Consider the following 14,738-nt stretch of genomic DNA (forward strand, 5'->3'; position numbering starts at 1 on the left):
TTGCTTACCTTGTCGCTCTTCTCTTAATTGCCGAACCCACTTATCCATAGTTGATTTACCCACATTCATGGCTTGAGCCGCTTCAACAATTGAGTAATTCTGGTCTAGTACTAGTTGTGCAGATTCGAGTTTAAATTCTGCACTAAACAGTCTTCTTGTACGTTTCTTCATAGTGTCACCTGTTAACTTACGAGGTGATGATATCACCTCTAACTAGGTGGCCAAATTCACCGTACCACTACAAATGGAACAGTGTTAGTTATTGGCGAAGTTGCACATATTATTGTGGAGCCTGAGTGTGTGAAAGCTGATGGCTATTTGGACATTGAATCTTTAGATTGTGTTGCTATTTCAGGACTCGATAGTTACCACCAGACCACAAGGTTAGATAGGTTGAGTTATGCCAAGCCTGATAAGCCGTTATCCTCTTTATCGATAGATGGCTGCAGTTTATCTTTGCAAAATAATCTGCGCAATGAAGCGGTTAAGGAGTAAACTTAATCATTATCCGCGGCGGAGAGGCAATATGTCTAGGCAAATCTTGGTCAGCTATATGACGACCGTTATAGGTTTAACCAGTATTGTAACTACTCAAACAGCGGCGACCCCGGAGTTAAAAGCAAAAGGGAGCGTCTATGATAGTAATATCATCATCCAACTTAATCGCTATTTGGGGGGCGAAGAGGCGACCTTGGCGGATAAACCGGCACTGAGCTTTAAGTTCAGCAACGGCTCTAGCGATGACGTGTGCAGTATCATCACAACCGATAATTATTTACGCCATTCAAATAACCGACTTGAAAATATTAACCTCAGTGAGCCGAATTTTTACTTCGACTGCATTTGGAACGACAGCTATTATTTTCTATCCAACCGTTATCGTACCTACGCTGAAGTGATCATCAAACAACCTGATAGTGAGTTTCCTATGTCGATGCACATTGAGGCAAAACTGGTCAGTGTAACTGGAGATAAAGCGACGATCATTAGCGGTGATATTCCGCTTAAAAGAGTTAAACCGTAACAATAACTGTGCTCCGTTTGTTGCCCTAGCACACTAAGCTAAAAGGATAATGCTCATGAGTGCTAACAAAGGCACCCGTTGAGGAGGTGACTTCTGACACCGACAACCTTGGTAGAACGATTGAGCTTGAACTGCAAGATAGAGAAGATCTTTTCCAACTGGTGGAGAACTTAAAACGTGGTAGCGGATTGCAGCCCTCATTGGCTGTTAGGTTAGCGATTGCATTGCGTTTATTAGGACCAATGATGGTAGAACAGCGCAAGCATCCATTGTTTATCGATTTTATGCCGCACTTTAAAACGTTTATGTTGCAGTTAAAAAAAACCGTGAAGTCTAAGCACAATAGTGAAGATCACAGTGGTCATTCTATTTAGACAGTAACCTATCCTCAGTAATCAGTCGCCAAAAAGTGACGACTGATAAACTCTTCCCAAGTCAGCACTTAATGAATTCTGTTTCATCTTTCAATGTAAGCAATTTGTATTGTGAATTTAAGAAATAAATCATATTCGAGGCGTATTGTGTTACTAGCAGGTAAAAGTGTGGTCTACCGCAGCATTCTTATTATCGTTTATCGCTACCATTAGCATCGAATTATGCATGGTTAACTTATCCCCAAGGAGTATTTATGTCCCTTAGCCATCAGCAAAAAGTGTACATTCCCAAGGACGTTCGCAGTAATCAATACATCACGGCAGAAATTAAAGTCACAGATGCCTTGTTAGCTCATTTCCCCGATTACAAAACGTGCTATCAAAGGCTAAGCCGTAACATCTTCAAGCTTGCAGAACAATCAGAGCTATATAATGTTCATGTGATCACCAACGATAAGTTACCTGTAGTTCGTTTTCATACCGAAGCCTATTGTTTCCCTACCGCCGAACAGATTGTCTTCTTCTACAACCCCGAATATCATGAAGCGCAAAGCTTGCATAGCCAAGATGATTACAAGGCGCGCAAGATCCGCATCGTATTTTTAGCGACGGGTGAAGATATTCGTGCAAACTCAGCAAGCTTCCATATCAAGGTACAAGCTTTCCTTGGCAAGTTGGTGCCGCAGTTACCAGAGAAAGATCTGACGATTAAAATTCGTGATCACCAACATCTGTCTTATGATCTGTTTGCGGCGGCTAAAGGTAATAAAGCGACCTACGGTTACAAATTACGATCGATTAGCAATCGATACGCGGCAAGAAGTTGTCCTGTGCCTGAAGGCCATGGCTCATTGTGCTATGTCACAGTCAAACTGCCGTTAAGTCGTAAGTTAAAGCAAGCAACATTGGCTGAAGGGGCTGATGAGTTCACGCCTTTATACCAAAAGCTTGAAGATGCCTTTGTACAAGCAACAGCGGCCAAGAAATTGAATCGTGTTGCTATGGTGGCTAATGGTCTGACTCCTTTGGTACGCAATAGTAAGTATGATCAAGTTGACGGAACCGACGAGGTGCAAATGCTTGGTTTTGATCCCAATATTGAAGAGCAGCAGTTTATTCGCCACTGGGATGGCAGCCGCTTAGTTGAGATGGTGAGCTTTACCATTGCAGCTGGTGCACAAGATACAAAAGATGGCGCACTTGGTCGTTATCTGAATCGCGTTGAAGAAGCTCTTAAGCGCTTAACCTCTGAGCTAGAATTAGACCGAACTCGTGATGACCTTATCGTGAGGTTCCATCAACATATTAGCTATCAGGTGCCTGAGCAACTTATTAGCTAGTCAAGTTTGTACCATGTAAGTGGGAGCATGTGCTCCCGCTTAATCTCTATCTCTATTTAGCCGCTTACGGCATCCTCGCTACCACCCTCTAAATCGCCACCGCTATTGACTAAATACCTCGTTAAAGATGCTTTTAAGTAGTTCAACTTTGCTGGTTTCTCGTGGATTATGTTTACATACCATCGACAGATTAAATTGATAACTGGCACTGTGTTGATGAATAATTTTTAGCTGCTTAGACGCCAATTCCTGCTGGATATAGCTAAGAGGGAGATATCCAATATAACATCCCGATAGAATTAAGGTTTTACGGGTATCAAACTGATAAGCCTTAGCGGAGAGATTTAAGCGTTTTAATTGCTCCCTGCCATCAATATCAATATCTACTCCAGGATGAACTGCTGGCACTTGAGCAAGCATCTCGGCACTTATCTCTGTATCTTTGAGGGTGAAAAAGGGGTGTGAATGGCCGCAACAAAGGTAGATGGGTTCATTGTAAATGGTTTGATAATCGAGCCCTTCAACCTGCTGATAACTTGGTAGCAGGCCGATATGCGCTTTCTCTTTAAGTAAGCATTTTTCGATATGTTTAAGGGCTTCATTATCGAGAACTAGGTGCAGTTGTGGCTGAGTACGGTGTACTTTTTCAATCACTTGAGCCAGTTTTAATTGCATGCGAGTATCGAGCTGATCGGCACAAAGTATAATAAGTTCACCGCTTAACTCTTCACCTAAGTTATTAACCAGTCTTGAAAAATCGTTGAGTGATTCAAATAGCTCAATGCAAGCATGGTAAACCGCTTGTCCATCTTCGGTCAGTGCAAATCCTCCTCGGCCACGGCTGCACAGCTTTAATTTCATGCGGCTTTCTAGATTAGACATATGTACGCTAATGGTAGAGCGGGTGACACCCAGCTCAGTCTCTGATGCGGAGAAGCCGCCATTTTCAACAACGGTGCGAAAGATCCGCAGTAAACGTAGATCATATTCAGTCACTGCTTTGGGGATGATAGAGCTTTTGCTAGTCGTTTTTATCATCTTGTCAGCTTCCACTTAGCTATATAGTTTTACCGCTGTAAAACATAAGGTTTATTGTTTTGTATTTAACCCGAGTTACTTTTACGATTCAATAGCAATATGAATTTTTACAAGCCTGTTTTCGCTTTGCCAAGAAACGGGTTCCATCATTAGATGCAATGACGCGCTGGAGTAATTATGCAACAAGTGAATGATTCAGGATTAGTGAAGCTGGGTTCTTACATTGACGGTCAATGGAGTGAAGGGCAAGCGCGCTTTGATGTGATTAATCCCGCCAATGACCAAGTTGTCGCGCAGGTAGCTAACGCGGGTACTGCTGAAACAGAAGCTGCAATTATTGCCGCTAAGCGTGCTTTACCCGCTTGGTCAAAACGCTCGGCTAACGAGCGCGCCGCAATTATGCGCCGTTGGTTTGAGCTAATGATGGCAAGCCAAGATGATTTAGCTCGAATTTTAACGCTCGAACAGGGTAAACCGTTGGCTGAAGCAAAAGGTGAGATTGCCTATGGCGCCGCCTTTATTGATTGGTTTGCCGAGGAAGGTAAGCGAGTATATGGCGATACCATTCCTGCCCCCGCTGCTGATAAGCGTATTGTAGTGATTAAGCAACCTGTTGGCGTCGTTGCATCAATCACTCCGTGGAACTTCCCTAATGCCATGATTGCTCGTAAAGCCGCTGCGGCGTTAGCTGCGGGTTGTACTTTTGTGGTTCGTCCATCTCCGTTAACCCCACTTTCAGCGTTAGCGATGGCCGAGCTTGCAGCGCGAGCCGGTGTCCCTGCTGGTGTGTTAAATGTGGTGGTGGGTGAAGATGCGGTTGGCATGGGCAAAGTACTGACCGAGCACCCAGATGTTGCCAAGTTTACCTTCACTGGCTCTACGGCTGTGGGCAAAATATTAATGACACAAACCGCTAGTAGTGTGAAAAAAATATCAATGGAACTTGGCGGTAATGCACCTTTCATCGTGTTTGATGACGCGGATATTGATGCTGCGGTGCAGGGCGCGGTTATCTCAAAGTATCGTAATGCGGGTCAAACTTGTGTTTGTACTAACCGTATTTTGGTGCAGCAGGGAATTGCTCAAGAGTTTACTGATAAGTTTGCCACTGCTGTTGCTGCATTGCAGGTCGGTGATGGTTTTACCGATGGAGTCAATGTTGGCCCGATGATCAGCGTTCAGGCTGTCGCTGGCGTCGATAAGTTGGTGCAAGACACACTGGCGGCTGGGGCGAGTTTGCTCAGTGGCGGTAAGGTTAGTCGTGCTGGTAGTCACTTTTATGAGCCTACCATAGTCACGGGTGTGACTAATGATATGCCACTGGCTCGCAATGAGATTTTTGGACCGGTAGCGCCGATCATCAGTTTCGAAACAGAGGAGCAAGCTCTGGCACTGGCTAATGACACCGAGTACGGCTTAGCGGCGTACTTTTACTCTCGTGATATTGGCCGTGTGTGGCGGGTCGGCGAAGGGCTGGAATACGGCATGGTAGGGGTCAACGAAGGCATTATCTCAAATGCGGCTGCGCCATTTGGCGGAGTGAAGCAATCGGGTAATGGCCGAGAAGGCTCTAAGTATGGACTAGATGATTATATGGAGATTAAGTACCTGTGCATGGGTGGCCTCGATCGCTAAGGGCTAGCTTAATAGCCCAGCCGTATTAAATAGGACAAGAATAATGACAAACATCAGCTTACAAGAGAGAAAGGTTAAGGTGATCGCTCGCGGTCAAGGCAATGTGTATCCGGTATATGTCGATAGAGCCGATAACGCCGAGCTTTGGGATGTAGATGGCAATCGTTATATCGACTTCGGCACGGGTATCGCGGTATGTAATACCGGCCATAGCCACCCTAAAGTGGTGGCAGCGGTTAAAGAGCAACTCGATAAGTTTAGCCACTCCTGCGTGATGGTGAACCCTTATGAGTCCGCAGTTGAACTGGCAGAAAAATTGACCGAACTTGCTCCTGGCGATAGTGACAAAAAAGCCATTTTCGTTACTACGGGCGCCGAGGCGGTTGAGAACTGCGTTAAAATAGCGCGAGCTCATACTGGTCGCCGTGGAGTGATTGCATTTAACGGTGGTTTTCATGGTCGAACTAATCTGACCATGGCTTTGACGGGAAAAATTAGCCCTTATAAACACTTATTTGGCCCGTTCCCCGGTGACATCTATCACGCACCCTTTCCAACTGAGCTACACAATGTATCAGTGAAAGCATCGCTGAAAGCACTCGAGAACCTGTTTAAAGTGGATATAGCACCCACGGATGTTGCAGCCATTATTGTCGAACCTGTGCAGGGAGAAGGCGGTTTTTACGCTGCACCAGCGGAGTTCTTGCAAGCGCTACGAGCACTGTGTGATACGCACGGTATTGTGCTGATTGCTGATGAGATCCAGACTGGCTTTGGCCGTACTGGCAAGATGTTTAGTTTTGAGCATGCCGCAGTAGAGCCTGATCTCATCACCATGGCTAAAGGGATCGCTGGTGGATTTCCTATCGCGGCAGTGGTGGGGAAAAGTGACATCATGGATGCGCCGCTGCCCGGTGGCCTTGGCGGTACTTATGGTGGCTCGCCAGTAGGTTGCGTGGCAGCCCTTGCTGTGCTTGAAGTGATTAAAGAGCAGGGATTAGTTAAACGTGCAGACCAGATAGGTCAAATCTTTAATGAGCAGCTGACTCTGCTGCAATCTCGTTACCCTAAGGTGATTGCAGAAGTTAGAAATCAAGGTGCAATGATCGCTATAGAGCTCGTCAGTGAGGGGGATAGTGAGCAACCTAATACAGCGTTGACTCAAGCGATTATCGCCAATGCGGCCAAGCATGGGCTTATTCTGTTGGCTTGTGGCTTTTACGGTAATGTCATCCGATTTTTACCTGCGTTAACCATATCTGATGAGCTGATTTATGAAGGTTTAGACAAGTTTAATCAATTATTTGACTCGTTATCTGACGCTTAACCGTTAGCTGAAATCATAAGGCTTGCTAGCATAATGCTAGCAAGCCTTTTTTATGCGCCAAATACATAATTTTGCCTATGCTTATTTTATTGGAACGCAAGTCGAATAAAATCATAAAGGAATAGCAATGGCAAACCCAATTGTGGCAGCAATAGCCCCGAAAAAAGTCAGCCTTAACAAGGGTGATGAGTATTACTTTTGTACGTGTGGTCGTTCGAAAAGCCAGCCTTTTTGCGATGGCTCCCATGCTGGCACAGAGTTTACTCCAAAAGCGTTTACTGCTGAGCAAAGCGGGGATGCCTATTTGTGCCAGTGTAAGCATACGGCCAATAGCCCTTATTGCGACGGCACTCACCAGAAATTTAGTCAAGATCAAATAGGGCAAGAGGGACCGGGTGTGCAGATCCAAGCTGCAGCTACCCCTGTCGCGACAGCAACCAAGGAGGAGCCTACTGTTGAGTTTATCCATCAACTGGCACGAGATGGCTTGTCTAAAATGGGGCATCATGGGCCGATGACATCGATGGGCGTGCCTCGTTATAAGCTACCCCATTGGGATGAGTTACAGATAATGGCTGCACAGATGGCGCGTAAACCTTTGATGGAAGATGTTGCGGTTACAACAGAGTTAGTGATCGGTCCCAAAGCCAGAAAGCCGCTCAAGTTGAGTATTCCACTGTTCGTATCAGACATGAGTTACGGTTCACTTTCCGAGGAGGCCAAAATCGCGTTAGCCAAGGGCGCGGAGCTTGCTGGCACTGGAATTTGCTCCGGCGAAGGTGGCATGTTGCCTGAAGAACAAGCTGCTAATTCACGCTATTTCTATGAACTGGCGAGCGCGGAGTTTGGTTATGATGAAGCTAAACTCAGGAATGTGCAGGCATTTCACTTTAAAGGCGGACAAGGAGCTAAAACCGGTACCGGAGGCCATCTACCTGGCAATAAGAATGTTGGTAAGATCTCCGAGGTGCGAGGTATAGAGGCAGGCACTAACGCTATATCACCGCCAACTTTTAAAGAGCTAGTATCGGTGGCTGACTTTAAACGTTTTGCTGACCGTGTCCGTGATGTAACCGGCGGGATCCCGATAGGGTTTAAACTCAGTGCCAACCATATTGAAGCTGATATTCAGTTCGCACTTGATGCCAGCGCGGATTACATTATTTTAGATGGCCGCGGTGGTGGTACTGGCGCGGCGCCAGAGATGTTTAGAGATCATATTAGTGTACCGACGATCCCTGCCTTGGCAAGAGCGCGAAAGTATCTCGACCAGCAAGGAGCGAGTGACAGAGTCACCTTGATTATTACAGGCGGGCTGCGAGTCCCCATCGACTTTGTTAAAGCGCTTGCGCTAGGCGCTGACGGCGTTGCGGTGTCGAACAGTGCTATGCAATCAATTGGCTGCGTTGCAGCGCGTATGTGTAATACCAATAATTGCCCCGCTGGAATTGCTACTCAAAGAAAAGATCTGCGTCAACGGTTAAATGTTGAAAAGTCAGCGGCTCAGTTGCAGAACTTTTTTGAAGCGTCGACAGAGTTGATGTCTGTAATGGCGAGAGCTTGCGGCCATGATTCATTAGCACAGTTTAATCGAAATGATCTAGCTAGCTGGCATAAGACGATGGCTGAGTTATCTGGCGTTAAATATTCAGGGGTCACCCCGTTAGAGTAATGAAATGAAGCGATTATGTGTAGTTGCTAAGGCTGCAAGTTTAAAGATAACTAACCTTGTTATAGCGTCCTATTTGTAGATATGTCGCTTGTTCTAGTCAATCTCTAATGTGATCTGTATCATACGCGCCAGATAATTTCATATTAAGACTGACAAGATGAGCCAAATCAATAAACCTGCGACCAATGCACTGCTTAAGCAAGCCCATAACAACATGCCTTTAGGGGTTGCTGATAGCTATCGCTACTGGGGCGAAGACAACACTGTATTTGTGAAAAGTAGCTTGGGCTGCACCATTACAGACGCTGATGATCAGCAGTTTATTGATTTTCGTCTCGCTTATGGTCCAATCATTTTGGGTTACCGTGATAGCCGTGTCGATCAACAGGTTGTTGCGGCGATAACTGAACGTGGCACCATTTCTGGTTTCTCAACCGATTTAGACTCACAAGTGGTCGAACTGATTAAGTTGATGTGCCCAAATATAGAAAAGATGCGCTTTGCTAACTCTGGCACCGAAGCAGTAATTGGCGCCGTGCGCACCGCTCGTGGCTTTACTGGTCGTAACAAAATCGTTGTTGTAGAAGGTGGCTTTCATGGCCTATACGACGAGATGATGTGGAAGTCAGACGTTGATAACTGGGATAACACTACCGAAGCTGCACCTAAGATTGCCTCTTTTGGCGGCGGAATTCCTGAGGCGAGCCGTGAGCATTTAGAAACGGTACCGCTAAATGACTTTGCTGCTATTGATGACGTTTTTGCCCGCGTCGGTGAAGACATTGCTGCTATCGTCATTGAACCAATCTTGGGTAACTGTGGCAGTATCGCTTCTAGCCAAGAGTACATGCAGAAGTTACGTGACATCTGTGATGCTAATGGCAGCTTGTTAATCATGGATGAAGTTAAAACAGGCTTTCGTGTTGCAAAAGGTGGCGCGCAAGAGTTATACGGTATCCATGCTGACTTAACTACCTACGCAAAAGCAATGGGTAATGGTTACCCTGTTGCCGCTTTTGGTGGTCGAGCCGATGTGATGGATGTGATTAGCTTTAGCAAGAAAGGTGTTACCCATGGTGGTACTTATACTGCCAATATGATTGCGCTTAGTGCAGCCAAAGCCACACTGACTATTTTGAATGAAAGCGATGCCTATGCCTGCATCAATAAAGCGGGGGCAGATATTCAGCAACTATTGTCACGGGTATTTAGTAAGCACGGCATCGAGCATAAGTTTGCTGGCCCTGATGCGATGTTTGGTATCCATTTTGGCAGCCAAGTGCCGCAAAACTATCGTGACTGGAAGCAAACGGATAGCGAGCTATACACTGAGTTTGCGATGAACCTGATTGAGAGCGGTATTATGCTAGAACCTGACTCTCGTGAGCCTTGGTTTATTTGTGAAGCCCATAAAGATATCGATTTGCTCAAGCTAGAAGAGATTGCGGATGCCGCCATGGCAAAGGCGATTAGCGAGCGCGGTTAATAACTTGAAGTACGTTTACAGATAAAAAAAGAGGTTAACCTTAGGGTTAACCTCTTCTGTCTCAATAGTACCTAGAAAGGATAAGACACAGGATTGATGATTTTTGTCTAGATGCGCTAGATCAAGCTGGTTAGCATCTCATCTGAATATGACACTAATGCGTGTCCTTGCTTCACTTTGGCAACATAATCAGGGTTAGCGATAAACGGTCTACCAATAGCGAGTAGGTCAAATTGGTTATTACTCATTGCGGCGCTGCCGGTTTCGGCGCTATAACTGCCCACTCCCACTAAGGTTTTACTGTAAACACTGCGTACATAGCTTGAAGCGCTGCCGCCAAGGTATTCAAACTGCATCGCATCGTCAAAAATGCCGATATGCAAAAAGGCCAAATCACGCTGCTCTAGCGCTGCTAAGAAATAGTCAAATACGGCGCGATCTCTATCGTCGCTAGCCATATTAAAATAAGCTCCAGGTGAAACTCGCAGAGCGGTTCGGTCTTTGCCGATGCGGGCGCAGATAGCATCGACCACAGCCAGAGGAAAGCGCGCCATGTTCTCAGGGCTTTGACCATATGCATCAGTGCGGTGGTTACTATCGTGATGTAAGAACTGATCGATAAGGTAGCCGTTAGCGCCATGGATCTCTACGCCATCAAAGCCAGCATCGATTGCATTTGCTGCCGCCTGGGAGTAATCGGCAACTAACTGCGCTATCTCTTCATGACTTACCGCCTTTGGCACTTGGTAGCTTAGCTCGCGCATTCTAGAAAGGTTACCGACAAGACCTACCGCCGATGGAGCCAATACGTCAGTGGTACCTGATTTTTCGAAAAAGTATGGATGAGCAACTCGGCCGGTATGCCACAGTTGGGCAAATATCTTGCCGCCTGCTTGATGTACTGCATCGGTAACGGTGCGCCAGCCATCGATTTGTGCTGGGGTAAATAAGCCGGGAGTATTGGGATAGCCCTGTCCATCGGGGCGAATAATCACCGCTTCAGAGATGATAAGCCCTGCTTCTGCGCGGCGAGCATAGTAATCAGCCATAGCCTGAGTCGGTACTAGTTCATCATCTGCCATACAACGAGTTAACGGCGCCATAAGAATGCGATTGTCTAAGGTAAGTGTGTCGTTGAGTGCAAATGGTTGAAATAGATTGTCAGTCATGGTGATCTCCGTTTCTTGAATGTTCATTCAAGATATTCTTATTTGAATAATCATTCAAGTATTATTTTGAACAAACATTCAAAATTAAGTACACTCAAGTTATCGCGTTTAGTTAAGTTAGCCTTTGGAGTCCCGGACCGCATGCGCAATGCCGAATTTGATAGAGAAAAAGTATTGAGATCTGCGATGACCGCTTTTATGGACAAAGGTTATGGCAAGACCAGTATGCAAGATTTGACCAAAGCCACGGGTCTGCACCCTGGCTCTATCTACTGCGCATTTGATAATAAACGTGGCCTACTGATCGCAGCATTAGAGCAATATAAAACCGATAGAAGCGCTGAATTTCAGCAGTTCTTCTCAGGTAAGCACGCTGTACTTGTCGAGCTAAAAGCTTATCTGGATAACATAGTGCAGGAGTGCATTAGCTGTGAGGCTGCAAGAGCCTGTTTACTGACCAAAGCGCTGAATGAGATGGCGCAGCAAGACGAAGATGTGCAAAAAATCATTACTGAGAACTTAGCGAATTGGCAGCAGGGAATCGCCGATGTGATTGCGTTAGCGCAGAGCAAAGGTGAGCTTAGTCGCGAACGTGATAGCCAGCATTTAGCACGCTTTTTAGTCATGGGTATTTATGGCTTAAGAACTTTCGCTCATACTCACCCAGAGGCCGAGACTCTGCAACAGCTTGCGGAGCAACTCTTCGCTGACGTTACTGCATAATGTCTAGCTTGTAGCACTGCATTTGATTTCAATCAATGCGGTGCAATCGTACAGTTTCCCTTTCGCTACTGTACGATTGCCACTTTTAATTGCTGTGCAATCAGCAATTTCAAATAACACAGTGGCTGATCATAGATCGACCCTCACTAATAGTGATATTACCCCGTGGAAAGTCATTGCCCATTTGTTGATGGTTTGTAATTTCAGTTGGGATCATCTACCCTGTTTGTTCATTTTAAGGGCATTGCATAACGGTTTAATGAGTATAACGCGAGCAATTATACTCAGTGCAGTAGCTACAGGAGAAACATGTCAGACTCTGATATATCACCTCAATTCAATGCAAAAATGGCGATTACTGATTACAAGCAAGTGATCCAAGATGCCGACAATTACTTCAATAAAAACTTTACCCACGTTGCTATCGACGAAATTGTAAAGCTTCGCGCTGATTTCTTCGACTCCCTTTTGCAACACCTCTGGGCTTGCGCCGATCTCAATAATGAAAATATCTCCCTTAATGCCGTAGGTGGTTATGGCCGTCAAACGCTACATCTGCATTCCGATATCGATATTTGTGTATTGTTTGATGAAAAGCTCACAGCGGAGCAAGAGGAGCACATCGGCCAGTTTTTCACCCAGCTGTGGGATATAGGTTTAGAGCTAGGCCACAGTGTTTTAGCATTGAGTGAGACTGATAAGGCATGTAAAGATGATATTACCGTTGCCACCTCATTGTTTGAAATTCGTCATTTAAGCGGTCCAGATGCTCATGCAAAGCAGGTTTTAGGGCGATTATATGGCGATGATCTTTGGAGCAGTGAAGCATTTTTTAAAGCGAAATTTACCGAGCAGGATGAACGTCATCAAAAAGCTCAGGGCAGCGCTTTTAGTTTAGAACCTAACCTTAAAAATAGCCCCGGCGGCATGCGGGATATTCAAACGCTTATCTGGGTTACCCGTAAATACTTTGCCGCGCAAGATATGGCTGCCCTTAGACGATTTGGTTTCTTTACCGCAGACGAACATGCAGAGCTACTAGAATCACAGCACTTTATTTGGCGCGTTCGCTGGGCATTGCACGCTGCTGCGCAGCGCTCTGAAAACCGACTTTTAATTGCACTACAGAGCGATGTGGCAAGTTTGATGGGCTTTGGTGATAATAGTCACCTTGCCATTGAAAAGATGATGCGCCAACTTTACCGAGCAATGAGGCGTATTAGCGAATTAAATCAAATGCTTTTGCAGTATTTTAAAGATGAAATACTGGTACAGGTCGATAAAAAATCCACCCCGATAAACCAACATTTTGAGATCAACGGTCGCATGATAAACGCGCGCCATGATGATGTCTTTGTTGACCGTAAACAGCTTATCGCGCTGTTTATTCATATTGCTGAGAATGCCAAAGATATAGATGGTATTTCGCCGCAAACCATACGCCTGATCCGACAGGTTCGACGCCGCTTATTGGGCGATTTGCAAGACTTTCACCGTTGCCGCAAAGAGTTCCTCGCACTGTTTAGGCACCCACAAGGGATGGGGCTAGCGCTGTCACTGATGCACAAGCACGGTATTCTAGCCTCTTATCTACCGCAGTGGCGGGAGATCTGTGGGCAGATGCAGTTTGACCTTTATCATGTCTATCCCGTTGATGAGCATACCCATAAGCTGCTGAAAAACTTATATGCGCTTAGTGGCAAACCTGATAACCCATCGCTTGTACAACCGGCGACTGTATACAAGTCGATAGAGAATAAAGAGGTGTTGTTGTTAGCGGCACTGTTCCACGATTTAGCAAAAGGGCGCGGTGGTGATCATAGTGAATTAGGTGCGGTAGATGCGCTGCAATTTGCTAAGTTCCATGAATTAAAACCGTCGCAAGCGAAGGTGATAGCCTGGTTAGTTGCAAACCACCTGTTGCTGTCGCTCTCTTCACAGCGACTCGATATCTATGATCCTTCAGAAGTGAAAAACCTCGCTAAAGCGATAGGCACTAAAGCTCGGCTTGATGCTTTGTATTGTTTGACGGTTGCCGATATTAAGGCGACGAATGACGATCTGTGGACCAACTGGAAAGCCACTTTGCTTAGAGATCTGTATCTGTCGATAAGCTATGCGCTGCGAAATGGTTTGGAGAATGTGTTAGAGCAGCGAACCATCGTTCGTGAGCACAAAAACGAAGCATTAGAATTGATGGGAGTCAGCGAAACGCCTGAGGCGATTAAGCAACTGTGGAAGCGGCTACCCTTGTCGTTTTTCAGTAATGCCCAGCCTAGCGAAATCGCCCGTTACTCGCAGGCGATGACTAAGTATCCGGCCGATAGAGCACTTATCCTGCTTGATGAGAACACCACGAAAGGCAGTAGTGATCTGTTTGTGTATATGAAGGATAAGCCAGGGCTGTTTGTAACGCTGTTTAATACCTTGGCCTCACTGCAGATCTCAGTGCAGCAAGCTCATATCTCCAAAACAAAAGATGGTTATGTGGTGGAGTCATTAAAGATCCTCGACTACGACCATCATCCGATCAGAACAGCAGGGCGACGAGAACGTATTAAGCAGAAATTGAAGCAGGTACTGTTTGAAAACAGAAAACTGTCTAAGAAGCGCCAGAACAGTAATCTAGGCTCTTTTGTCAGTGAGCCTAAAGTGGAGTTTTTGCATTCTCGTAAAAAGAATAGAACGCTTATTAGTGTGACAGCGCTAGATAACCCACAGTTTATGAGCCACTTTTGTAGTGGTTTTAGGCGCTTTGAACTTAATATCCATTCAGCAAAAATCACCACAGTGGGTGAACAAGTGGATAATGTGTTCTTAGTGTCTGACAAAGAGGGGCAATCGTTAGATGAAGAAAACAAACAGGCACTAAAATCCTTCTTTGTTGATTTTATTAAAGAACAGATCCCCGCTTAATTCTCAGAAAATTAACTAATACCAATCAGTATAA

The 14,738-nt window shown here is 45.6% G+C and carries 13 protein-coding genes; 10 read left to right on the forward strand and 3 right to left on the reverse strand.

The genetic code is table 11. The annotated features are described in order from the left end of the window. Positions 1–171, reverse strand: a 171-nt coding sequence (locus AB4135_RS17985) for a transposase (protein ID WP_371994845.1), incomplete at its 3' end; no start/stop codon positions are given. 81 nt (positions 172–252) lie between these two features. Here AB4135_RS17985 and AB4135_RS17990 point away from each other — a divergent pair. The 4 genes from AB4135_RS17990 to AB4135_RS18005 all read left to right on the forward strand — a co-directional run bounded on the left by AB4135_RS17990 (position 253) and on the right by AB4135_RS18005 (position 2,738). Further along, a complete protein-coding gene (locus tag AB4135_RS17990; RefSeq protein WP_371994834.1) occupies positions 253–495 on the forward strand; it encodes a hypothetical protein in 243 nt (80 codons plus the stop codon). Between the two features lie 31 nt (positions 496–526). Next, positions 527–1,024 carry a hypothetical protein gene (locus tag AB4135_RS17995; RefSeq protein WP_371994835.1) on the forward strand — a complete coding sequence of 166 codons (498 nt, stop codon included), beginning with the start codon at positions 527–529 and terminating at the stop codon, positions 1,022–1,024. 59 nt (positions 1,025–1,083) lie between these two features. Then, positions 1,084–1,398, forward strand: coding sequence for a DUF3861 family protein (locus AB4135_RS18000; protein ID WP_371994836.1), 315 nt, complete (start codon positions 1,084–1,086; stop codon positions 1,396–1,398). 254 nt (positions 1,399–1,652) lie between these two features. Further along, entirely contained in the window at positions 1,653–2,738 is a 1,086-nt protein-coding gene (locus AB4135_RS18005; protein WP_371994837.1) for a DUF3083 family protein, read from the forward strand. 102 nt (positions 2,739–2,840) lie between these two features. On the opposite strand, the gene AB4135_RS18010 is transcribed toward AB4135_RS18005, so the two are convergent. Continuing rightward, positions 2,841–3,776: a LysR family transcriptional regulator gene (locus tag AB4135_RS18010; RefSeq protein WP_371994838.1), complete on the reverse strand. Its 936-nt coding sequence runs from the start codon at positions 3,774–3,776 to the stop codon at positions 2,841–2,843. A 177-nt stretch (positions 3,777–3,953) separates the two neighbouring features. Between AB4135_RS18010 and AB4135_RS18015 the strand changes: the two genes are divergently transcribed. The 4 genes from AB4135_RS18015 (at position 3,954) to AB4135_RS18030 (ending at position 9,896) form a co-directional block, all read left to right on the forward strand. Beyond that, entirely contained in the window at positions 3,954–5,411 is a 1,458-nt protein-coding gene (locus AB4135_RS18015) for an NAD-dependent succinate-semialdehyde dehydrogenase (protein WP_371994839.1), read from the forward strand. Between the two features lie 43 nt (positions 5,412–5,454). Further along, positions 5,455–6,738 carry a 4-aminobutyrate--2-oxoglutarate transaminase gene (gene gabT / locus AB4135_RS18020; protein ID WP_371994840.1) on the forward strand — a complete coding sequence of 428 codons (1,284 nt, stop codon included), beginning with the start codon at positions 5,455–5,457 and terminating at the stop codon, positions 6,736–6,738. 127 nt (positions 6,739–6,865) lie between these two features. After that, positions 6,866–8,410, forward strand: a complete 1,545-nt coding sequence (locus tag AB4135_RS18025) for a glutamate synthase-related protein (RefSeq protein ID WP_371994841.1) — start codon at positions 6,866–6,868, stop codon at positions 8,408–8,410. 157 nt (positions 8,411–8,567) lie between these two features. After that, positions 8,568–9,896 carry an aspartate aminotransferase family protein gene (locus tag AB4135_RS18030; protein ID WP_371994842.1) on the forward strand — a complete coding sequence of 443 codons (1,329 nt, stop codon included), beginning with the start codon at positions 8,568–8,570 and terminating at the stop codon, positions 9,894–9,896. 116 nt (positions 9,897–10,012) lie between these two features. Here the strand turns inward: AB4135_RS18030 and AB4135_RS18035 are convergent, their stop codons facing one another. Beyond that, the gene (locus AB4135_RS18035; RefSeq protein WP_371994846.1) at positions 10,013–11,065 is read right to left on the reverse strand and encodes an alkene reductase; all 1,053 of its coding nucleotides are present in this window, start codon (positions 11,063–11,065) and stop codon (positions 10,013–10,015) included. 141 nt (positions 11,066–11,206) lie between these two features. Here AB4135_RS18035 and AB4135_RS18040 point away from each other — a divergent pair, with 141 nt between their 5' ends. Together AB4135_RS18040 and glnD are read left to right on the forward strand one after the other, a co-directional pair. Next, the gene (locus tag AB4135_RS18040) at positions 11,207–11,788 is read left to right on the forward strand and encodes a TetR/AcrR family transcriptional regulator (RefSeq protein WP_371994843.1); all 582 of its coding nucleotides are present in this window, start codon (positions 11,207–11,209) and stop codon (positions 11,786–11,788) included. A gap of 309 nt (positions 11,789–12,097) precedes the next feature. Then, positions 12,098–14,704, forward strand: coding sequence for a [protein-PII] uridylyltransferase (gene glnD, locus AB4135_RS18045; protein WP_371994844.1), 2,607 nt, complete (start codon positions 12,098–12,100; stop codon positions 14,702–14,704). Positions 14,705–14,738 lie beyond the last annotated feature (34 nt).

This window comes from Shewanella sp. 10N.286.54.B9 (assembly GCF_041468565.1).
Taxonomy (GTDB): domain Bacteria; phylum Pseudomonadota; class Gammaproteobacteria; order Enterobacterales; family Shewanellaceae; genus Shewanella.

Bases quoted from the DNA above. Each gene is read 5' to 3' on its own strand.
- AB4135_RS17995 (WP_371994835.1), top strand. From the start codon at position 527: ATGTCTAGGCAAATCTTGGTCAGCTATATGACGACCGTTATAGGTTTA.
- AB4135_RS18005 (WP_371994837.1), top strand. From the start codon at position 1,653: ATGTCCCTTAGCCATCAGCAAAAAGTGTACATTCCCAAGGACGTTCGC.
- AB4135_RS18010 (WP_371994838.1), bottom strand. From the start codon at position 3,776: ATGATAAAAACGACTAGCAAAAGCTCTATCATCCCCAAAGCAGTGACT.
- AB4135_RS18015 (WP_371994839.1), top strand. From the start codon at position 3,954: ATGCAACAAGTGAATGATTCAGGATTAGTGAAGCTGGGTTCTTACATT.
- gabT (WP_371994840.1), top strand. From the start codon at position 5,455: ATGACAAACATCAGCTTACAAGAGAGAAAGGTTAAGGTGATCGCTCGC.
- AB4135_RS18025 (WP_371994841.1), top strand. From the start codon at position 6,866: ATGGCAAACCCAATTGTGGCAGCAATAGCCCCGAAAAAAGTCAGCCTT.
- AB4135_RS18030 (WP_371994842.1), top strand. From the start codon at position 8,568: ATGAGCCAAATCAATAAACCTGCGACCAATGCACTGCTTAAGCAAGCC.
- AB4135_RS18035 (WP_371994846.1), bottom strand. From the start codon at position 11,065: ATGACTGACAATCTATTTCAACCATTTGCACTCAACGACACACTTACC.
- AB4135_RS18040 (WP_371994843.1), top strand. From the start codon at position 11,207: ATGCGCAATGCCGAATTTGATAGAGAAAAAGTATTGAGATCTGCGATG.
- glnD (WP_371994844.1), top strand. From the start codon at position 12,098: ATGTCAGACTCTGATATATCACCTCAATTCAATGCAAAAATGGCGATT.